The following is a 21,056-nucleotide window of genomic DNA, read 5'->3' as shown; positions in this document are numbered from 1 at the left end:
GCGCGGTCGTGCGGGTGCCGGCGTCGGCGGTGACGGCGGCGCCGAGCCAGTCGGCCAGCCGCACGGCCGCGTCGCCGTGCCGGACGGCGCCGCCGACCAGCCGCAGCGAGACCAGCACGCCGCACAGGATGTCGTCGCCGGACGGCGTCAGCCCCGGCCCGAGGCCGACGATCCGCTCGGCCGCCTCCACCGCGCCCGCGAGGTCGCCGGCCGCGCACGCGGCCGCGAGCGCGCCGGGGTCGGGATGCCCGTCCAGGCCGCCGCGCACCGGCTCGCCGGCGGCGAGCACGCCGGCCGCGGCCAGCTCCGCCTCCAGCGCGCGGACGCCGCGGGCGAGCGCGGCCGGGTGCGGCACCGCGAGCGCGGGCGAGGGGTCCCACCAGCGGCGGACGCGCACGCTCAGCCCGTCCGCCTCCACCCGGCCCTCGCCGACGAGGGCGTCCCCGCCCTCGCGGACCGACCGGAACGGGTGCTCGCGGCGCGTCGCGACGACGACCACCGCGTTCGGCAGACGCCCGGCGTCGGAGGTGACGACGGCGAGCACGCGCGGCTCGGGGCCGCCCCGCATCTCCAGGTACACCGCCGAGGGGAACACGGCGATGACGCGGGCCGCGCGGCGCGGCGGGTCCAGCAGCGGGCGCAGCGCGAGGCTCGCGGCGCCGGCGGCGGGCGGCCGCCGCCGGGGTCCGGCCGGGAGCGGGATGGGGTCGCGGACGAGGGCGGTCACGGATCCTCCCGAGGCCGGTGTCGGCGGCCGCCCGGCGCGCGGGCGGCCCGGCCTCGCGACGACGGTAGAACGGCCCCCGCGGCGGTCGTATGGAGAAAGCTGCCAAGGATGGTTGTCATCGTTCGTCTTTGTTGTCATTTTTGATCAGGAACCGGTAGCGATCACGTCGTCACGGACGATGTACGCACCAAAAGCGAGGTGACCCCTGGCATGAGCTACACCACAGCCGATCCGGGCCCACCGGCCCTGCGGCTCGCGAGTACCGGAACACTGACCTACGGCCTGTCGGTGGGCGAGGTCCTCGGCGTCAGCACCCTCAACGGCGCCCGCCTCATCGCCGGCCGTGCCGGCCTCGACCGCGTCGTCCAGCGGCTCAACGTGATGGAGGTCCCCGACATCCTGTCGTGGGTCAAACCGAACGAGCTGCTCCTCACCACCGGCTACCCCCTCCGCAACACCCCCCAGTCGCTCGACAACCTGGTCGCCGACCTCGACGAGCGCGGCCTCGCGGCCCTGGCCATCAAGCTGGGCCGCTACCTCGACTCCCTTCCCGCCGAGATGATCGCGCAGGCGGACCGGCGCGGCTTCCCCCTGATCCTGCTCCCCAACGACGTCGGCTTCGACGACATCCTGAACCAGGTCCTGACCGACATCCTGAACCGGCAGGCGGCCGTGCTCGCCCGCACCGAGGAGGTGCACCGGGCGCTCGTGCAGATCGTGCTGTGCGGCGGCGGCCTCCAGGAGGTCGTGGACGAGGTCGCGACCCTGCTGGACGTGGCGGTCGTGGTGCTGGACGGCGAGCAGCGGGTGCTCGCCGGCGCCGGGCCCGACGAGCACGTCCAGGCGATGCGCGCGTTCGACGCGGGCCGGCACGCCGCCTGCGGGCGCGGCGGCTGCGGCGTCATCGGCGCGCACGGCACCGGCGACCACCTGGTGGTGCCGGTGATGGCCGGCGGCTTCGACCACGGCCGGATCGTCGCTTTCAGCCCCGGCGGCACGCTGCGCGGCACCGACCTCGGCATCCTGGAGCGCGCCGCGACCGTCGCGGCGCTGGTGGTGACCAAGCAGCAGGCGGTCGCGGCGGTGGAGAGCAAGTACCGCGCCGACTTCCTGCGCGACATCCTCGCCGGGCGGGCCGGCGAGGACGCCCGGGTCGTCGCGCACTGCGGCGGGTTCGGCTGGGACCTGGACCGCCCGATGATGGTGGTCGTGGCCGAGCTGGACGGCCGCCCGCGCGGCGCCGAGCCCGAGGGCAAGGGCCGCGCGAAGGCCGCCGAGCCGGAGGGCCGGGGCCGCGGCGCGGAGGAGCGCTCCGCGCAGGAGCGGCTCGCCGCCGCGTGGACGACGGCCGTCCGCAGGCACGACAAGGGCGCCGCGGTCGCGAGCTTCGCGCACGAGGTCGTCGCGGTCGTCGGCGCGGACGGCGGCGACCCCGCCGAATGGGCGGCCGGGCCGGTGCAGGCGATGGTGAAGGAGGCTTCGTCGATCTTCGCCGAGCACCTGCCGGTGCGGCGGACGTTCTCCACCGGCATCAGCCGGACGGTGGCGTCCCCGGCGGCGCTGCCGGAGGCGTACGAGCAGGCGGTGAAGGCCGTCCGGGTCGGCCGCCAGCTGAACGGCGCGGGCGCGCGGGCGCACTTCGACCAGCTCGGCGTGTACCGGCTGCTCAGCCTCGTGTCGGACCCGGACGAGCTGCACGCGTTCGTCCGCGAGACGCTCGGCGACCTCGCCGCCGACGACGAGCCGGAGCTGGTGGACCTGCGCAGGACGCTGCAGGTGCTGCTGGAGACCAACCTCAACGTCGCCGAGACGGCGCGCCGGCTGCACTTCCACTACAACACGCTGCGGTACCGCATCGGCAAGCTGGAGCGGATGCTCGGGGCGTTCACGGAGGACGCGCATCTGCGGCTCAACCTCACCCTCGCTCTGCACGTTCTGCGCATGCGCGGTATCTGAGCGTAGTGCACCGGGGCGCACACCGGCCGGTCCTCTCAATCGGCGCGGCGGGGTTTGGCAGAAGTCGCCGATGCCCGCCTGTCAGGGTAGATCTACCTTGCCCGCATGAACGCGCTCGGCTGAGCAGGAGGAACCCCGCATGGTGATCGGCTGGAAGCTGCACGGCGACGGACGCACGCCGCCGCCCGGGGAGGTCGTCCGGCCGGACGAGCGGCTGTCGTGGCCGCGGACCGCCGGCATCGGCGCGCAGCACGTGGTGGCGATGTTCGGCGCCACGTTCGTGTTCCCCGTGGTGATGGGGCTGGACCCCAACCTCGCGATCATGATGTCCGGGGTCGCGACGGTGCTGTTCCTGCTGATCGTCGGCGGCCGGGTGCCGAGCTACCTCGGCACGAGCGCCTCGTTCGTCGGCGCGGTCGCGGCGATCCGCGCGGCGGGCGGCGACAGCGCGACCGTGACCGGCGCGATCCTCGTCGCGGGCGCGGTGCTCGCACTGATCGGCGTGCTGATCCACTTCGCCGGCGGCGAGGTCATCCACCGGGTGTTCCCGCCGGTGGTGACGGGCGCCGTGGTCATGCTGATCGGCTTCAACCTGGCCCCGGTGGTCGCCACCGTCTACTGGCCGCAGGACCAGTGGGTCGCGCTCGCGACGCTGGGGTTCGCCGTCCTGGCCGCGGTGCTGCTGCGCGGGTTCTGGGCGCGGATCACGATCCTGCTGGCGCTCGTGTTCGGGTACGCCCTTTCGTGGATTCTCGACAAGACCGCCGGCATGGTCACGTCAGTCCTTCCCGGGCAGAACCTGCTGGACGGGGCGGGCAAGGCGTGCCCTGCGGAGGGCCCGTACTGCGTCGCGACCGCGTTCCCGCACGAGCGGGTCGACTTCTCGGGCGTGAAGGCCGCCGACTGGTTCGGGTTCCCGAGCCTGCACGGCCCCGACTTCAAGACCTCCGCGATCCTGCTGGCGCTGCCCGCGGTCATCGCGCTGATCGCGGAGAACACCGGGCACGTCAAGGCGGTGTCGGCGATGACCGGCGACGACCTGAACCCCGTCCTCGGCCGCGCGATCACCGCGGACGGCATCGGCACCACCCTCGCCAGCGCGGTCGGCGGCTCGCCCACCACCACCTACGCCGAGAACATCGGCGTCATGGCCGCGACCCGGATCTACTCGACGGCCGCCTACTACGTCGCCGCGATCGTGGCGGTGCTGTTCGGGCTGTGCCCCAAGTTCGGCGCGCTCGTCGCCGCGACGCCGGGCGGCGTCCTCGGCGGCATCACCGTCGTGCTGTACGGGATGATCGGGCTGCTCGGCGCGAAGATCTGGATCGAGAACCGGGTCGACTTCGCCGACCCGGTCAACCTCGTCCCGGTCGCCGCCGCGATCATCCTGGCGATCGGGAACGTGACGCTGCAGATCACCGACGACTTCCCGCTCCAGGGCATCGCGCTCGGCACGATCGCCGTCCTGGTCGGGTACCACGTCCTCAACGTGCTGCGCAGACCGGACGACTCGGGCGGCGGCGTCATCGCGCCCGCGGAGAAGGAGATCGGCGGCCCGGTCCGCCCGGCCCCGAACACGCCGGCCCCGAACACGGACGCGGGCTGACACGTGAAGCCGCCGCCGTTCGGCTACCACGCGCCCGGCACGGTCGCCGAGGCCCTGGACGCGCTGGCCGCCGCGCCGGGCGGCAAGGTCCTCGCGGGCGGCCAGAGCCTCATCCCGCTGCTGAACATGAGGCTCGCCGCGCCGTCCGACCTGGTCGACATCAACCGGATCGCCGAGCTCGACACCCTGCGGGCGGAGGACGGCGGCGTCCGGGTCGGCGCGCTCGCCCGGCACGCGCGGGTGGAGCGGTCGGCGGAGGCGGCGGCCGTCCAGCCGCTGCTCGGGCAGGCGCTCCGCCACGTCGCGCACCCCGTGATCCGCAACCGGGGCACGGTCGTCGGCAGCCTCGCGCACGCCGACCCCGCCGCCGAGCTGCCCGCCGTGCTCGCCGTCCTCGGCGGGACGGTCGAGGCGGTGTCGGCGGCGGGGCGCCGGACCATCCCCGCCGCCGGGTTCTTCGCCGGCCCGCTGGAGTCGGCGCTGGCACCGGGCGAGCTGGCCGTCTCCGCGTTCTTCCCGGCGGCGCCGCCCCGCACGGGCACCGCGTTCACCGAGACGGCGCGGCGCCACGGCGACTACGCGCTCGCCGGGGTCGCCGCCGTCGTCACCCTCGACGGGGACCTGCGTGTCGCCGCGGCCCGCGCCGGGTACCTCGGTATCGCGGCGACACCGCTGGTGTTCGACCTGACCGGCGCGGCCGGGCCGGACGGCGACTGGGCGGCCGCCGCCGCGCACGTCCGCGACCGGATCGACCCGGAACCCGACATCCACGCCGGCGCCGACTACCGGCGGCACCTGACCGGCGTGCTCACCGAGCGGGCGCTGCGCGCGGCGGCGTCCGAGGCATTGCTGAAGGCGGAGGCGCCGCGGAAGGCGGGGGACTGATGGAGGAGCGCTTCGACGTCGCGCTGACCGTCAACGGCACGTACCGCACGGCCAGCGTCCCGGCCCGGCGGCTGCTGTCGGACCTGCTGCGGCACGACCTCGGGCTCACCGGCACGCACGTCGGCTGCGAGCACGGCGTCTGCGGCTGCTGCACCGTCCTGCTGGACGGGGAGCCGGTGCGGTCGTGCCTGATGTTCGCCGTCACCGCCGCCGGGCACGAGGTCACCACCGTCGAGGGCCTCGCCGCCGAGGACGGCACGCCGTCGCCGGTGCAGCGCGCCTTCCGCGAATGCCACGGCCTGCAGTGCGGCTTCTGCACGCCCGGCTTCCTCTGCACGGTCACGGCGCTGCTGCGGGAGACGCCGCGCCCGACCGAGGAGCAGGTCCTCGAAGGGATCTCGGGGAACCTGTGCCGCTGCACCGGCTACCAGAACATCGTCAAGTCGGTGCACCGCGCCGCCGAGCTGCTCGCTCCGTCCGCCGAAGAAGGGGAGTCGTGAATGGGCACGCGCGTGTTCGGTGAACGGGTCGAGCGGCGCGAGGACGCCCGGCTCACCACGGGCCAGGGCCGCTACCTCGACGACCTCGGCCGGAACGCGCTCGCGGCGGCGTTCGTCCGGTCGCCGCACGCGCACGCCCGCATCACCGACATCGACGTGTCCGGCGCGCTCGACGTGGACGGCCTCGTCGCCGTCTACACCTGGGAGGACCTGCCGGGCCGGATCGGCGAGCCGCTGCCGCTGCTCATCCCGCACCCCGCGCTGACGCACGGCCGCACCGGGTACCCGCTCGCGCGCGACGTCGTCCGGCACGTCGGCGAGCCCGTCGCCATGGTCGTCGCCCGCGACCGGTACCTCGCCGAGGACGCCGCCGAGCGCATCCGCGTCGAGTACGAGCCGCTGCCCGCCGTCGTCGGCATCGAGGCGGCGACCCGCGCCGACCACCTCGTGCACGACGACGTGCCGGGCAACGTCGGGGCCGTCCTCGTCCAGGAGAACGGCGACGCCCGCGCCGCGATCGACGCCGCGCCGCACGTGCTGGAGTTCGGCCTCGCCATCGAGCGCAGCGCGTCCATGCCGCTGGAGGGGCGCGGCGTCTACGCGCGGTGGGACGCCGACGACGGATCGCTGCGCGTGTACTCGTCCACGCAGGCGTCCACCAGCGTCCGCGCCGCGATCGCCGCGCGGCTCGGGCTGCCGAACGGCAAGGTCGAGGTGGTCGCGCCGGACGTCGGCGGCGGGTTCGGCGTGAAGATCGTCCACCCGTGGCCGGAGGAGGTCCTCGTCCCGTGGGCGGCGCGGCTGCTGGACCGCGAGATCAAGTGGACCGAGGACCGGCGGGAGCACTTCGTGTCCGCCGCGCACGAGCGCGGCCAGCTCCAGGACGTGCGGGTCGGGTTCGACGGCGACGGCCGCGTCCTCGGCCTCGACGTGCGGATCCGGCACGACCACGGCGCCTACACCCCGTACGGGATCATCATCCCGATCGTCACCTCCACCCAGCTCCTCGGCCCGTACAAGATCGGCGCCTACCGGGCGGAGGTCGTCAGCCTCTACACCAACACGCTGATCGTCACCCCGTACCGGGGCGCTGGCCGCCCGCAGGGCGTGTTCTGCATGGAGCGGACGATGGACCGCATCGCCCGCCACCTCGGCCGCGACAGGGCCGACGTGCGCGCCGCGAACTTCATCCAGCCCGACGAGTTCCCCTACGACCAGGGCCTCACCTTCCAGGACGGGCGCCCGCTCGTCTACGACTCGGGCGACTACCCCGAGCTGCTCCGCAAGGCGCGCGACCTGATCGGCTGGGACGGCTTCGAGCGGGAGCGCGCCGCCGCCGCGGCCCGGGGCCGCCGGGTCGGCATCGGCCTCGGCGTCTACGTCGAGGGGACGGGCGTCGGCCCGTACGAGGGCGGCCACGTCGAGATCGACACCGCCGGGCGGGTGCACGTGTCGACCGGCCTCACCTCGCAGGGGCAGGGCCACGAGACGGTGTTCGCGCAGATCGCCGCCGCCGAGCTGGGCGTCCCCATCGAGGACGTGCACGTCACCACCGGCGACACCCGGCGGTTCGGGTACGCGGTCGGGACGTTCGCGTCCCGCGCGGCGGTGATGAGCGGCAACGCGATCGCGCTGGCCTGCCGGAAGGTCCGCGGGAAGGCGCTGCGCATCGCGGGGGAGGCCCTGGAGGCCGACCCGCGCGACCTCGACATCACCGACGGGGTCGTGCACGTGCGGGGCGACCGGTCGGCGTCGGTCCCGCTGCGGACGGTCGCGGTGCTGTCGAACCCGCTGCGGTACGCCTTCGACGCGGAGGCCGCGGCGGCGACGCAGTTCGCGGTGGGCGGCCCGGTCACCGAGCCGCCGGTCGCGGCCGGGGACGAGCCGGGGCTGGAGGGGCGCGACTACTACTCGCCCGTCCGGTCGACGTTCGCGGCCGGCGCGCACGCGGCCGTGGTGGAGGTCGATCCGGACACCGCCGAGATCGCGATCCTGCGGTACGCGGTCGTGCACGACTGCGGGCGGCTCATCAACCCGATGGTGGTCGAGGGGCAGATCCACGGCGGCGTCGCGCAGGGCATCGGCGGGGCGCTGTACGAGCGGATGGTCTACGACGAGTCGGGGCAGCTGCTGAACGCGTCGTTCATGGACTTCCTGATGCCGTACGCGACGGAGATCCCGCGCATCGAGACCGACCATCTGGAGACGCCGTCGCCGCTGAACCCGCTCGGCATCAAGGGCGCGGGGGAGGCGGGCGTCATCCCGGTGTCGGCGGTGATCGCGTCGGCGGTGGAGGACGCGGAGGGCGTCCGCGTGGACGCGATGCCGCTCTCCCCGGACGCCCTCTACGCGCTGCGGCGGCGCGCCGAGGGCGACGCGTCGCTGCGCGTCCGCGAGGGCGTGCGGGCGGGCTGACGCCGCCCCGGGGACGGCTGATGCTGGCGGGACCGGCTCGGGAAGCGGGGGACCTCGGCCCCGCCAGCGAGTTGACCCTAGTCAAGGACCCCCTGGGCCCTCGCCGTAACCGGGATTCCTCCGGGAAGGTCGGAAATCAGCAGCCGGGGATCAGCCGCGGGCGGGGGTCTCGGCGACGTTCCCGCCGAGCGACTTCGGCAGGTAGTTCTCCACGGCCGCGGGCCGGAACCCGGCCTGCTTGATCCAGCCGAGGATCATCTGGAACTCCTGGGCGAGGCCCTTGCGGTAGTGCATCAGGATGATGTCGCCCGGCTTGAACCCCTTGCCGCCGTCGCCGCGCGCGAACCCGTTGAACCCGACGCCGGGGCCGGTCGTCCCGTTGTAGAACTCCGCGGACCACAGCAGCACCGACTTGATGCCGCACTGCTTGGCGACCTGCAGCGTGGTCTGGTTGTAGCTGCCGAACGGCGGCCGGAAGACCTCGGGCCGGCGGCCGTACTGCGCCTGGATGGCGTCGGACGCGCCGCAGATCTCCTTCTTCTGCGCCTCGGCGCCGAGCGTCGCCATGTTGGGGTGGCTGATCGTGTGGTTCTCCATCGGCGACCCGGCGTTGCGCATCGCCCAGAAGTACTGGCCCTGCCCCTTGATGTAGGTGGAGGTCAGGAACGTCATGATCGGAACCTTCTCCTTGCGGACGAGGTTCACGAACTCCGAGTCGTAGGTGTAGCCGTCGTCGATGGTGAGGAAGACGACGCGCTCCTGCGTCTCGATGCGGCTGATGACCGCCGGCAGGCCGTTGGCGGCCGGCTTCGGCATCGTCCAGCTGCCGGGCTTCGGCGTCGGCCACCGCTGGTCGCCGAGGACCGCGGCGAGCTGCGACCGGGTGGACGGTCCGGAGTCGCCGGCCTGCGCGGTGACGACGGGCCATCCGCCCGCGGCCGCGCCGAGCACTCCGGCGGCCACCATGGCGATCACGGGCGTCTTCCCTCGCATCGGCCGCGTACTCCGTTCAGTGGGGGGTGGTGGATGTCGCGTCGGTTGACGCGCGGCGAACGGCCGGGGTTCGCACCCGACCGGAACCTGCCGGACATATCCGATCATTTCCGGGGCCCGTCAGGGTGCATTGCCCAATCGTCGGCGTGTACTCGGCAGATGTTGCCGTTCGGCGCCGCCGCCGCGTTCTCTACAGTCGGGACATGCAGCTGAACGGCAGTGCCGGCGTCGCCGCGCCGCTCGACCGCGTCTGGGACGCCCTCCAGGACCCGGCCGTCCTCGCCCGCACGATCCCGGGGTGCCGCTCCCTGGAGGAGACGGGCCCCGGCACGTACCGGATGACGGTCACCGCGGGCGTCGCGTCCATCCAGGGCACCTACGTGCGCATCTGGAGCGACGTGACCCGGCTGGCCGACGCCGGCGTGCCGCGCCCCGACCTGCTCGTCGTCACCGGCAACCTCACCCACTCGGGCAGCCGCCGGGAGTTCGCCGAGGCGCTGTCGTTCCTGACCAGCCTGCGGGCGCTGCTCGGCCTGGAGGCGCAGCGCGTCGTGATCGTGCCGGGCACCCACGACGTCACCCGCGCCGCGTGCCAGGCGTACTTCTCCAGCTGCGAGGCCGACGACATCGAGCCGCAGCCGCCGTACTGGCCGAAATGGCGCCACTACGCGGGCCTGTTCAAGGAGTTCTACCAGGGCATCGACGCGCTGATCTTCGACAGCGCGCAGCCGTGGACGCTGTTCCCCGTCCCGGACCTGCGGGTCGTGGTCGCCGGCCTCAACTCGACCCTGCCGCAGACCCACCGCGAGGAGGACCGCTACGGCCGGGTCGGCCAGGCCCAGGCCGCCTGGTTCAACGAGCGGCTGCGGCACTTCGAGGGCGAGGGGTGGCTGCGCCTGGGCGCGGTGGAGCACACGCCCATCGCCGGCGAGCCCGGGGCGCTGCGCGACCCCGACACGGTGGAGACGCTCCTCGGCGGCCACGTCAACGTGTTCTTCCAGGGGACGGAGTCGGAGCTCGGCGCCGTCCCGCTGCTCGGCGGCGGCGCCCCGTCCGTCCCGGCGCTCGGCCCCGGACGGCACCAGACCGTCGTCCTGACCCGCGACGGCATGGAGCGGTGGATCCCCGAACGCGCCGCCCAGCGCGGCCCGGAACGGCTCGAACGGTCGTGGGAGGGCGTCGCGGGAACGTTCCCCCCGCCGCGCGCGGAGACACCGCCCGCCCCTCCCGCCCCCGAACTGGGCCCGGTGGGGAACGGCGCCGCCGAACCCGTCCACGACCCCACGGCACGGCTCCTCGACCGGCTGACGGAGGCGTGCGAGACCCGGTTCGAGCGCGCCACCATCCGGCGGATCGTCCCGCCCGCGCGCGAGGAGGGCCGCACCGACCCGCCCCACCTGCTGCTCACCCACATGGAGGACGGCTTCGTCCGGCAGTACCGCATCGGCGCCCACGTCGGGCAGGTGACCGAGGCCGATGTGGACGCCTTCGCCCGGCACGTGCACGCCGACGGCGCCGACCACGGCTCGGAACTGGTGTACCAGGGGCCCGCGCCGTCCCGGTCGCTGCGCGACGACGCGCTGCGGCGCGGCATCCGGGTGCGCAGCCTCACCGAGTTCCAGGGCCTGCTCGACCTGTCGGAGTACGTCGCCGCGCAGACGCGGCGGCTGTCCGGCGACGGGGTGTACCCGCCGTCGCTGTACGTCCCGCAGCGCTTCCGCGAACTCGACCGCTTCCAGACGCCCGGCGAGGGGGCGCGCCTGGCCGGGGACGTCCGCGACGACGTCGTCGGCGAGATGCTGCGGCTGCTCGCCGCCGACCACGGCCGCTTCCTGCTGCTGCTGGGCGACTTCGGGCGCGGCAAGACGTTCGCGCTGCGCGAGCTGGCCCGCCGCATCCCCGAGGAGCTGCCGCACGTCATCCCGATCCTCATCGAGCTGCGCGCCCTCGACAAGGCCCACTCGGTGGACGGCCTGGTCGCCGCGCACCTCGCCAACCACGGCGAGGAGCTGATCGACCTCAAGGCGTTCCACTACATGCTCCGGCAGGGCCGCATCGTGCTGCTCTTCGACGGGTTCGACGAGCTGGTGACGCGGATGACCTACGACCGGGCAGCCGACCACCTCGACACGCTGCTGCAGGCCGCCCAGGACAAGGCCAAGATCGTCGTGGCGAGCCGCACCCAGCACTTCAAGTCGCAGGCGCAGGTGCTGACGGCCCTCGGCGAGAAGGTCGGCGTGCTGCCGCACCGGCGCGTCCTCGGCCTGGAGGAGTTCGCGCCCCCGCAGGTCCGCTCCTACCTGGTGAACCGGTACGGCGACGAGGGCGCCGCCGAGGCGCGGCTGACGCTGCTCGCGGGCATCGAGGAGCTCCTCGCCCTCACCGCCAACCCGCGGATGCTCTCGTTCATCGCCGACCTCCCCGAGGACCGGCTGCGCGCGGTCGCGCAGGCCCGCCGCGCGGTCTCCCCCGCCGACCTCTACGACGAGATCCTGTCGTCCTGGCTGGCCTACGAGGCCGACCGGGTCGGCGGCGCCGGCGGCCCGTCCGGGCTGAAGACCGACGACATGTGGCGCGCCGTGGGCACCCTCGCGCTGCGGCTGTGGGAGGGCAACGAGCAGTTCCTCAGCCTCGCCGAGCTGGCCGACGTCGCCGACGCGCTCACCGGCCTCGCCGGCGGCCGGATGTCGCCGCACCAGGTCACGCACGCCGTCGGCGCCGGCAGCCTGCTCGTCCGCACCGACGACGGCCTGTTCGGGTTCATCCACGCCTCGGTGATGGAGTGGCTCGTCGCCCGCCACATCGCCGCCGAGTTCGCCGCCGGCGCGGCGGGCACCGCGCCCGCCGCGCTCGGCCGCCGCGCCATGACCCAGCTCACCGTCGACTTCCTGTGCGACCTCGCCGACCCCCGCGCCTGCCAGGAGTGGGCGGCCGGCGTCCTCGCCGACCCCGGCGCCGGCGACATCGCCCGCGCCAACGCCATCCGCGTCACCACGCGGCTGCGCACCCCGGCGCGCACCGACCTGCGGGGCGCGCGCCTCCAGGGCGAGGACCTGTCCTACCGCGACCTGCAAGAGGTCGACCTCACCGGCGCCGACCTCACCGACGCGCAGCTCGTCGGCGCGAACCTGTCGCGGGCGGTCCTGCGGGACGCCTCCCTCGCCGGGGCCCGGCTGGACGAGGCGCGGCTCACCGGCGCCGACCTGCGCGGCGCCGACCTGTCCCGGGCCCGGCTCGCCCGCGCCGACCTGCGCGACGCCGCCGTCGACGGCAGCCGCTGGACCCGCGCCGCCCTCGTCGACGCCGTCCTGCCCGACCGGATCGCCGCCGCGCCCGAGCTGCGCGAGGCCGCGATCGCCCCCGGCCGCCCCATCGACATCCAGATCGCGCCGCCCGCGGTCGGCGTCCCCTACGGGTTCCACTTCGCCACCAGCCGCCTCCCGCAGCCGCTCGCCTACAGCCCCGGCGGGTCCGTCGTGGCCGTGGGCAGCGAGGACGGCGGCGTCCTGGTGTGCGACGCCGTCACCGGCACGCCCCTGCGCACGCTCCAGGGCCACACCGACCGCGCCTACGCGGTGGTGTTCGACTCCGGCGGCGACCTCCTGGCGAGCGGCTCGGCCGACGGCACCGTCCGCATCTGGGACCTCGCCACCGGGCACACCGCGCACACCCTGCCCGTCCACCCCGACGGCGTGTGGCCGGTCGTCCTCGGCGGGCGCGCCCCCTCGGGCGCCGACCTCCTCGCCGCGGGCGACGCAGGCGGCACCATCCGCGTCTGGGACACCGCCACCGGCGCCCTGCTCCACGAGCTGGCCGGGCACACCGCGCCCGTCTACACCGCCGTGTTCGACCCCGCCGGGTCCCTCATGGTCACCGGCGACGCGGGCGGCACGCTGCGCGTCTGGGACCTCGCCACCGGCGCGCTCCGGCGCGAGCTGACCGGCCACAGCGGCGCGGTGTTCCGCGCCGTGTTCCACCCCGACGGCTCCCTCCTCGCCGCGGGCGACGAGGCCGGCGTCGTCCGGCTCTGGGACATCCGCACCGGCGAGATCGGCCAGGAGCTCCTCGGCCACACCGGCCGCGTCTACGCCATCGCCTTCCACCCCGGCGGCGACCTCCTCGTCACCGGCGACACCGACGGGTCCGTCCGCCTCTGGTCGGGCGGGCGGCAGCGCGCCGTCCTGTCCGGCCACGGCGGCGGCATCTACCAGGCGACGTTCAGCCCCGACGGCGGCCGCCTCGCCACCGCCGACAGCGCCGGCTCCGTCCGCCTGTGGGACCCCGCGACCGGGCGGCAGCGCCTCGAACTCGCCGGGCACCGCGGCGCCGTATGGCCGTTCGCGTTCCGCCCCGACGGCGCCCAGCTCGCCACCAGCAGCAACGACGGCACCGCCCGGCTGTGGGACGCCGAGACCGGGCAGTGCCGCGTCGTGCTGCGCGGCCACGGCCGGCGCGTCACCGGCGTCGCGTTCAGCCCGGACGGCGGCATGCTCGCCTCCAGCGGCAACGACGGCCTCGTCCGCCTCTGGGAGCCGCGCTCCGGCCGGATGATCCGCGAATTGCGCGGCGTCGCCGACAACCTCACCTCCGCCGCGTTCAGCACCCGCGACTCCCAGCTCGCCACCGCCACCAACGACGGCGGCGTCCACCTGTGGCAGGCCGGCACCGGCACCTTCGAGCGGGAGCTGAACGTCGAGACCGACCACGTGTGGGCGCAGGCGTTCGCGCCCGCCGGGGACGTCCTCGCCACCGCCAACGACGACGACACCGTCCGCCTCTGGTACTGGACGACCGGCCGCGAGACCGTCAACCTCGCCGACCACCGGGGCCGCGTCCGCTCCATCGACTTCCACCCGGGCGGCGCGCTCCTCGCCACCGGCTGCGACGACGGCGCCGTCCGGCTGTGGCACCCCCGCACCGGCGAGCTCACCGCCGCCCTGCGCGGCCACACCGACCGCGTCTACCGGGTGGCGTTCTCACCGTCGGGCGACGTCCTCGCCAGCGCCAGCAACGACGGCACCGCCCGGCTCTGGGACTCCTCCACCGGCGAGACCCTCCACACCCTCACCGACCACGCAGGGCGCCTGTGGACGGCCGCGTTCCACCCGTCCGGGACGATGCTCGCCACCGCGGGCGACGACATGGTGGTGCGCCTCTGGGACCCGTCCACCGGGCGCCTCCTGCACGCCCTCACCGGCCACACCCGCCGCATCTGGTCGGCGGCGTTCAGCCCCGACGGCACACTCCTCGCCACCGCCGGCGACGACGGCGCCATCATCCTCTGGGACGTCACCGACCGCGACGCCCCCGCGCGCCACGCGACCCTCCTCGGCCTGGCCGAGGGCTGGGCCGCCCTGGCCCCCGACGGCCGCTACAAGTGGGAGGGCAACGCCACCGCCGAATTCTGGTACGCCGTGGGAATGTGCCGCTTCGAGCCCGGCGAACTGGACCCCTACCTCCCCGAGGTCCACCGCCTCCCCCTCGACGCCCCCTTCTAAGAGCGCGGCGTCAGGGGGCGGTGCGGTGGGTGAGGGTCTTCCAGAGGGCGTCCACCTGGGCCTTCAGGTCGTCCAGGGTGCCGGAGTTGTCGATGATGTGGGTGGCGACGGCGCGGCGGTCGGCGCGGGACGCCTGGGCGGCCATGCGGGCGCGGGCGTCCTCCTCCGTCATGCCGCGGCGCGACGTCAGGCGGTCGAGCTGCGTCTCCTCGGGGGCGTCCACCACGACGACCTCGTCGTACATGGGGGCCAGGCCGTTCTCCGCCAGCAGCGGGACGTCGTACACGACGACGGCGTCGGCGGGGGCGGCGTCCATCAGCTCCTGCATGCGCTCCCCGACGAGGGGATGGACGATCGCGTTCAGCGCGGCGAGCCGCTCGGGGTCGGCGAACACGATGCGGCCGACCTTCTCGCGGTCGAGGCCGCCGGACGGCAGCAGCACGTCCTCGCCGAACTCCGCCACGACGGCGGCGAGGCCCGGGGTGCCCGGCTCCACGACCTCCCGGGCGATCTTGTCGGCGTCGATGACCACCGCGCCGTGCCCGTCCAGCAGCGCGGACACCTCGCTCTTGCCCGAGCCGATCCCGCCGGTGAGTCCCACTTTCAGCACGGGCTCACCCTAATGGCTAGCCGGTTTCGACGGGAACGAGGGGTTTGCGCATGTGCACCAGCGTGAGGTGCGCGGCGACGCGCTCGCGGTGCGTCTCGCTGTAGCCGAGCCGCCGGTACAGCCGCAGGTTCGCGTCGCTGAGGTGGCCGGTGAACAGCACGCAGGCGTCCACCCGGCCGGCGACCTCGCCCTCCAGCTCCGCCATGAGGCGGCGCCCGATGCCGCGGCCCTGCAGGTCGGGGACGACGACGAGCCGCCCCACCAGGCACGTGTGGTCGCTGAACTGGGCGCGGACCGCGCCGACGACGCGGCCGCCGAGCACCGCCTTCAGCACCACCGCGTCCCCCGCGAGGACCTTGCGCAGCTGCTCGACCGACTCGACCAGCGGCGGCAGGAACGGGTCGCCGTACAGCTGCGCCTCCGCCACGTACGCGGCGCGCTGGACGGTCATCAGCTCCCCGGCGTCGTCCGGGCCCGCCCGCTCGATCGCGACCGCCGACTCGCTCACGGGCCTGCTCCCTGTGGGGGCGACCCCCGCCTCCCGGTTCGCCGCGCTCATGTCCAGACCCTAGCGGCGCGGGGACGCCGGGGGCGGGTCACCGCCCGATCCGGACGGTCACCGCGACCGGGTAGTGGTCGGAGGCGTCGGACTTCGGCACCTCGTAGTCGGTGACGAGGACCCCGTCCGACCCGAAGATCCAGTCGTGGGTGGAGCCGTCCGGCCGGGTCGGGTAGGCCTGGCCGCCGAGCGCGGCGCTGCGCAGGTCGGTGCCGTCGGTCAGCGCGGCCAGCTCCGGGCTGCCCGCGTCGGTCTGGAAGTCGCCGCCGATGATCGTGCGGGGCGCCCCGCCCCAGGCCCGCAGCAGCGCCGCGATCTCCCGGGACCGCTCGTCGGCCTGGTCGTCGCCGCCCTCCAGGTGCGTCGACCACACGTCCATCGTGGCCTTCCCGACGGCGAGCCGCGCCCACACGTAGCCGCGGATCTGCGACCAGTCGCCGCGCGACATCCGCCCGCTCCCGGACTTGCGCACCGGCAGCGAGGTCAGGATCGCGTTGCCGAACTGCCCGTCGGCGGCCGGGCCCCAGATCAGCTTCATGCCGAGCCGCCGCGACAGCCACACGCCGACGTCGGTGGTGCCGGACGTCAGCGCCCCGCGCCCGGCCTCCTGCAGCAGGACGACCTGGGCCCGCTGCCCCTCGATGACCCGGGCGATGCCCTCGGGGTCGAGGCGCCCGGACTGGTCGACCGCGTCGTGGATGTTGTAGCTCAGCACCCGCACCTGGCCGTTCGCGGCCGCCGGCGGGGCCTTGCCGTCCGGCGCCGCGACGGTGAACACCGCGGTGCCGATGAGCAGCAGCAGGGCCGCGCCCCCGGCGGTGAGCGCGCGCAGCGGGGCGCGGGCCGGCAGCGGGCCGCCGCGCGCCGCCGCGAACGCCGCGAGCGCGCCGAGCAGGATCCCGGCGAGGCCGGGCAGCAGGTTGTTCGGGAACGGCAGCGGCGACACGGCGCTGACCTGGTACGGGATCAGCACCACGGCGATCAGCAGGCCGCCGAGGGCCGCGCCGGCGTCGATCCGCCGGACGGGGCCGCCGGTCCCGGCGCGGCGCAGCGGCGCGCGGACCGCCACCGCCAGCAGCCACGCCGCCAGCACCTGCCCGACGATCACGACGGGGACGACCTCGATGCCGGCGACCGCGTACGTCCCGGCCACCGCGCCCGCGCCGACGCCGAGGAGCGTCCCGCCGAGCACGCACACGCCGCCCGGCACCGCCCGCACGGCGAGGCCGGAGGCGAGGAACGCGAGCGCGAGCCCCTGCCCGGCGACGATCGTGACGTGCGCGGCGGTCAGCGACAGCCAGCCGGACGACGCGACGAACGCGGGGCTGGCGAGGACGAGGACCTGCACCGCGAGGAACGGCCCGAACGCCGCGGCGCCCAGCGCGTCCCGCCAGGACACCCCGGGCGGGGCGATCGGCCCGGACGCCAGCTCGCGGTAGAGCGCGGCGGCGCCGACGCCGACGAACGCCAGGCACGCCAGCCAGGGGCCGACGCCGTCCCGCCACACCGGGTCCCAGGTGGCGAAGCACATCCGCACGGCGCCGTCGATGGCGAGGCCGGCGACGGCCGCGGTGGCGAAGCCGACCCCGGACAGGCCGCGGGCGCCCTCGAACAGCGCCGCGACGGCCACCATCCCGATCGCGGTGCCGGCGAGCGCCAGCCAGGTCCGCGGGTCGATGGCCTGGGCGAGCAGGCGCACCGCCAGCAGCCCGCCGACGCCGGTGAGCAGCAGCCCGCGCGGGCCCGCGGCGCGGCGCACCAGCGGCGCGGCGAACCCGGCGAGGAACAGCAGCAGCACGCCGCCGCCGGCGACGGCGTTGCCGGCCCGGTCGGCGAAGTGGTCGAGCTGCGGCAGCGCGAACCGCAGGGTCTGGGCGAGGACCGCGACCGTGACCGCGATCAGCGCGAGCCGGGCGGGGCCCTGCGGGACGATCGGGGGGCCGGCCGCGGCGGGGCCGCCGGTCCTGGCGCGGGCGTCGGCGTCTGTCCTGGCCAATTGAACGAGTGCTCCCGGGGACGAGCGGACCTTCGGTGCAGGGGCGAGGCGTCGGGGACGCGGCCCACCCGCCATCGTGACGCAACCGAAGCACGGCCGGAGGCCGATCCAGAAGATCGTTCTCCGGCCGTGTTCGTGTTGTTCACCGGCCGTCCGTCCGGGCCGCGAGGGCGGCACGGCATGGACGGCGCGCGCGAGCGGTCAGCGCGTCGTCATCGATCTCCCCTTCCCCGGGCGGACCCGGGGAAGGGGACGCGGCTCACTGGCCGCCGGAGAGCTTCTCCCGCAGCGCGGCGAGCGCCTCGTCGGTGGCGAGGGCGCCACCGCCGGACTCGCTCTCGCCGCCGCCGGAGTAGGAGGTCTCGCCGCCACCGCCGCCCGCGGGCGCGGTGTCGGCCTCCGCCTCGGCCTTGCGGGCCTCTTCGATCTGCTTGCGGTGGGCGTCGAAGCGGGTGCGGGCCTCGGCGTACTGCCGCTCCCAGGTCTCCCGCTGCTCGTCGAAGCCCTCCAGCCACTCGCCGGTCTCGGCGTCGAAGCCCTCGGGGTACTTGTAGTTCCCCTGCTCGTCGTACTCGGCCGGCATGCCGTACAGCGTGGGGTCGAAGTCCTCTTCCTCCATGCTGGCGGCGCCCTCGTTGGCCTGCTTCAGCGAGAGGCTGATGCGGCGCCGGTCGAGGTCGATGTCGATGATCTTCACGAAGATCTCGTCGCCGACCTGGACGACCTGCTCGGGGATCTCCACGTGGCGCTCGGCCAGCTCGGAGATGTGCACCAGGCCCTCGATGCCCTCCTCGACCCGGACGAACGCGCCGAACGGCACCAGCTTGGTGACGCGGCCCGGCACGACCTGGCCGATCTGGTGGGTGCGGGCGAACTGCTGCCACGGGTCTTCCTGGGTCGCCTTGAGCGACAGGGAGACGCGCTCGCGCTCCATGTCGACGTCCAGGACCTCGACCGTGACCTCCTGGCCGACCTCGACGACCTCGGACGGGTGGTCGATGTGCTTCCAGGACAGCTCGGAGACGTGCACCAGGCCGTCGACCCCGCCGAGGTCGACGAACGCGCCGAAGTTGACGATCGACGACACGACGCCCTTGCGGACCTGGCCCTTCTGCAGGGTGTTGAGGAAGGTCTGGCGGACCTCGCTCTGCGTCTGCTCCAGCCAGGCGCGGCGGGACAGGACCACGTTGTTGCGGTTCTTGTCCAGCTCGATGATCTTGGCCTCGAGCTCGCGGCCGACGTAGGGCTGCAGGTCGCGGACGCGGCGCATCTCGACCAGCGACGCGGGCAGGAAGCCGCGCAGGCCGATGTCGAGGATGAGGCCGCCCTTGACGACCTCGATGACCGTGCCGGTGACGATGCCGTCCTCGTCCTTGATCTTCTCGATCGTGCCCCAGGCGCGCTCGTACTGGGCGCGCTTCTTGGACAGGATCAGCCGGCCCTCCTTGTCCTCCTTCTGGAGGACGAGGGCCTCGACGTGGTCGCCGACGGTGACGACCTCGTTGGGGTCGACGTCGTGCTTGATGGACAGCTCGCGCGAGGGGATGACGCCCTCGGTCTTGTAGCCGATGTCGAGGAGGACCTCGTCACGATCGACCTTGACGACAGTGCCCTCGACAATGTCGCCGTCGTTGAAGTACTTGATGGTCTCATCGATCGCCGCGAGGAAGGCTTCCTCGGACCCGATGTCGTTGACCGCTACCTGCGGGGTGGTCGAGGTGGCCTCGGTGCTGCTCGTCATGTGTCGGCTGGCTCCGGTACGGACATGGAAGTCGTATGGGTTGTGCGCGGAGGGCCGTTATCCGCCCTGCCGAAGACCGGAATCGGACGCGGAGACCGCGTCAGTGAACCGAACCGTTGTCGCCGACCTGACCGAGCGCGAGCCTGCTCCGTCCGAAGCGCGCGCAGGCCCACAGCGCAGCGATCAGGATATGGGACCAATCTCGCGTGGTCAATCCGCCCGGGGCGGCGATGATCAGTACGTCCGCGCACGGGCCCGGTACTGCTTGGCGATCCGGTCCTCGGCGGCCTTCGGAAACGTCACGGTGTTCGGGTCGCCGTCCGAGGTGTACCGCTCGTCGGGGTGCTTGTCCAGGTACTCCAGCCACGCCGTCGAGCAGTACTTGGTGCAGTCGTTCTCCTTGATCTTGCCCTCGGAACGCACCCGGTCGATCTTCCACCGGTCGAACTCGCCGTCGAACGGCGACATCGCCGGCCGCCACCCGGCGAGGAACATGCCCTGGAAGGCGTACCTGCCGCCCTCCTTCTCCGCCCAGGTCTCCTTCTTCGGGACGGACCCGAACGGGTAGGCGAACGTCGTCGTGTGCGCGCCGGTGAGCTTGAGGATCTCGTCCTCCATCCCGCCGATCTCCTTGCGCACCCCCTTCTCCGACATCCCGGCCAGGTTCGGGTGCGTCACGGTGTGGTTGCCGAGCTCGAACCCGCGCTGCTGCAGCCACTTCAGCCCGGCGCCCGCCTGCACCGGGTCCATCCCGAACAGGTCCTTGTTCAGGTAGAACGTCGCCACGGGACGGAACCCCGGGTTCTCCCGCGCCACCTGCTCGATGATCGCGACCGCCGTGTCCGGCTTGGGGTTGCCCGCGGCGTCGAGCCCGAAGTGCCCCGGCGTGCTGTCGTCGAACGTCAGCACCACCGGGTGCCTGCCCGCCGGCACGTTGAACCGCCCGCCGACGAACTCGGCCGCCGTGATCGGGTAGTAGCCGCCCTTCGCCAGCGTCGTCAGCTCGTCGTACAGCTCCTTGGTCGACCGGTCCAGCGACAGCTCGGGCTTCTTCAGGATCCGGTGGTACATGATCACCGGCACCTGCCCCAGCTCGTTCGCCTTCGCCGCCACCGCCCCCGGCGCCGCCGCGGGAATGGGCGCGGACACCGAGACCGACGGGGACGCCGAGCCCCCCGCCGAAGGAGCCACGCTGACGCCGGCGGCCTTGGCCGTGGGCGTCACCGAGGACTTCGCCCCGGCCCGCTCGGCGGTCTCCCCCTTCTCCCGTCCGCGCGTCCCGGGCAGCGTCAGCCCGAGCACGACGGCGCAGATGATCACAACCCCAGCGATCTTGTGAAGGAGCGGCACGATACCCCCGCCGGTGCGACCGAACAGGACCAGGGGGACAGCGTACGACCCCCCGGACATCTAGGACACCCACTGGCGTACCCGCATGATCCCTACAGACGCTCCGCCCCCACCCACACTTCCCTCAAGACACGCCGGAACGCCCGTAACCCAATCCCCACGACAACCCCACGACCGCGACGCAAGGCAGGTCGAGCAAAGCAAGAACGCCTTCACCTAG

At 74.1% G+C, this 21,056-nt stretch carries 13 protein-coding genes; 6 read left to right on the top strand and 7 right to left on the bottom strand.

What is annotated here, in order from left to right; translation table 11 throughout:
- The coding region (locus AB0K34_RS29090; protein WP_364552129.1) for a DUF2877 domain-containing protein at positions 1-727 on the bottom strand (727 nt) is incomplete at its 3' end.
- 210 nt (positions 728-937) lie between these two features.
- Here AB0K34_RS29090 and AB0K34_RS29085 point away from each other — a divergent pair.
- From AB0K34_RS29085 to cutA, 5 genes are all read left to right on the top strand, one after another.
- Positions 938-2,683 carry a PucR family transcriptional regulator ligand-binding domain-containing protein gene (locus tag AB0K34_RS29085; RefSeq protein ID WP_364552127.1) on the top strand — a complete coding sequence of 582 codons (1,746 nt, stop codon included), beginning with the start codon at positions 938-940 and terminating at the stop codon, positions 2,681-2,683.
- 139 nt (positions 2,684-2,822) lie between these two features.
- Complete coding sequence (locus AB0K34_RS29080; protein ID WP_364552125.1) at positions 2,823-4,289, top strand: solute carrier family 23 protein; 1,467 nt, start codon at positions 2,823-2,825, stop codon at positions 4,287-4,289.
- A 3-nt stretch (positions 4,290-4,292) separates the two neighbouring features.
- Entirely contained in the window at positions 4,293-5,174 is an 882-nt protein-coding gene (locus AB0K34_RS29075; protein ID WP_364552123.1) for an FAD binding domain-containing protein, read from the top strand.
- Complete coding sequence (locus tag AB0K34_RS29070) at positions 5,174-5,674, top strand: (2Fe-2S)-binding protein (RefSeq protein ID WP_364552121.1); 501 nt, start codon at positions 5,174-5,176, stop codon at positions 5,672-5,674. The genes AB0K34_RS29075 and AB0K34_RS29070 overlap by 1 nt, the downstream gene beginning before the upstream one ends.
- Positions 5,675-8,089 (top strand): aerobic carbon-monoxide dehydrogenase large subunit, encoded by a 2,415-nt coding sequence (cutA, locus tag AB0K34_RS29065; RefSeq protein ID WP_364552119.1) that lies wholly within the window; start codon positions 5,675-5,677, stop codon positions 8,087-8,089.
- A 150-nt stretch (positions 8,090-8,239) separates the two neighbouring features.
- On the opposite strand, the gene AB0K34_RS29060 is transcribed toward cutA, so the two are convergent.
- Positions 8,240-9,082: a polysaccharide deacetylase family protein gene (locus AB0K34_RS29060; protein WP_301178057.1), complete on the bottom strand. Its 843-nt coding sequence runs from the start codon at positions 9,080-9,082 to the stop codon at positions 8,240-8,242.
- A 203-nt stretch (positions 9,083-9,285) separates the two neighbouring features.
- On the opposite strand from AB0K34_RS29060, the gene AB0K34_RS29055 reads away from it, so the two are divergent.
- Positions 9,286-14,580, top strand: coding sequence for a pentapeptide repeat-containing protein (locus AB0K34_RS29055; RefSeq protein ID WP_364552117.1), 5,295 nt, complete (start codon positions 9,286-9,288; stop codon positions 14,578-14,580).
- A gap of 10 nt (positions 14,581-14,590) precedes the next feature.
- On the opposite strand, the gene coaE is transcribed toward AB0K34_RS29055, so the two are convergent.
- The 5 genes from coaE to AB0K34_RS29030 all read right to left on the bottom strand — a co-directional run bounded on the left by coaE (position 14,591) and on the right by AB0K34_RS29030 (position 20,806).
- Positions 14,591-15,190 (bottom strand): dephospho-CoA kinase, encoded by a 600-nt coding sequence (gene coaE / locus AB0K34_RS29050; RefSeq protein WP_138641355.1) that lies wholly within the window; start codon positions 15,188-15,190, stop codon positions 14,591-14,593.
- A gap of 16 nt (positions 15,191-15,206) precedes the next feature.
- Entirely contained in the window at positions 15,207-15,641 is a 435-nt protein-coding gene (locus AB0K34_RS29045; RefSeq protein ID WP_240808521.1) for a GNAT family N-acetyltransferase, read from the bottom strand.
- Positions 15,642-15,786: 145 nt separating this feature from the next.
- Positions 15,787-17,745 carry an endonuclease/exonuclease/phosphatase family protein gene (locus AB0K34_RS29040; RefSeq protein WP_364552115.1) on the bottom strand — a complete coding sequence of 653 codons (1,959 nt, stop codon included), beginning with the start codon at positions 17,743-17,745 and terminating at the stop codon, positions 15,787-15,789.
- A 259-nt stretch (positions 17,746-18,004) separates the two neighbouring features.
- Positions 18,005-19,486: a 30S ribosomal protein S1 gene (rpsA, locus tag AB0K34_RS29035; RefSeq protein WP_138638852.1), complete on the bottom strand. Its 1,482-nt coding sequence runs from the start codon at positions 19,484-19,486 to the stop codon at positions 18,005-18,007.
- Between the two features lie 234 nt (positions 19,487-19,720).
- On the bottom strand, positions 19,721-20,806 hold the full coding sequence (locus AB0K34_RS29030) for a polysaccharide deacetylase family protein (RefSeq protein WP_364552113.1): 1,086 nt from the start codon (positions 20,804-20,806) through the stop codon (positions 19,721-19,723).
- Positions 20,807-21,056: the final 250 nt, after the last annotated feature.

This window comes from Actinomadura sp. NPDC049382 (genome assembly GCF_040677125.1).
GTDB lineage: Bacteria > Actinomycetota > Actinomycetes > Streptosporangiales > Streptosporangiaceae > Spirillospora > Spirillospora geliboluensis.
Note: the sequence above shows the minus strand (reverse complement) of the source record. Positions and strands in the feature narration are given on the sequence as shown.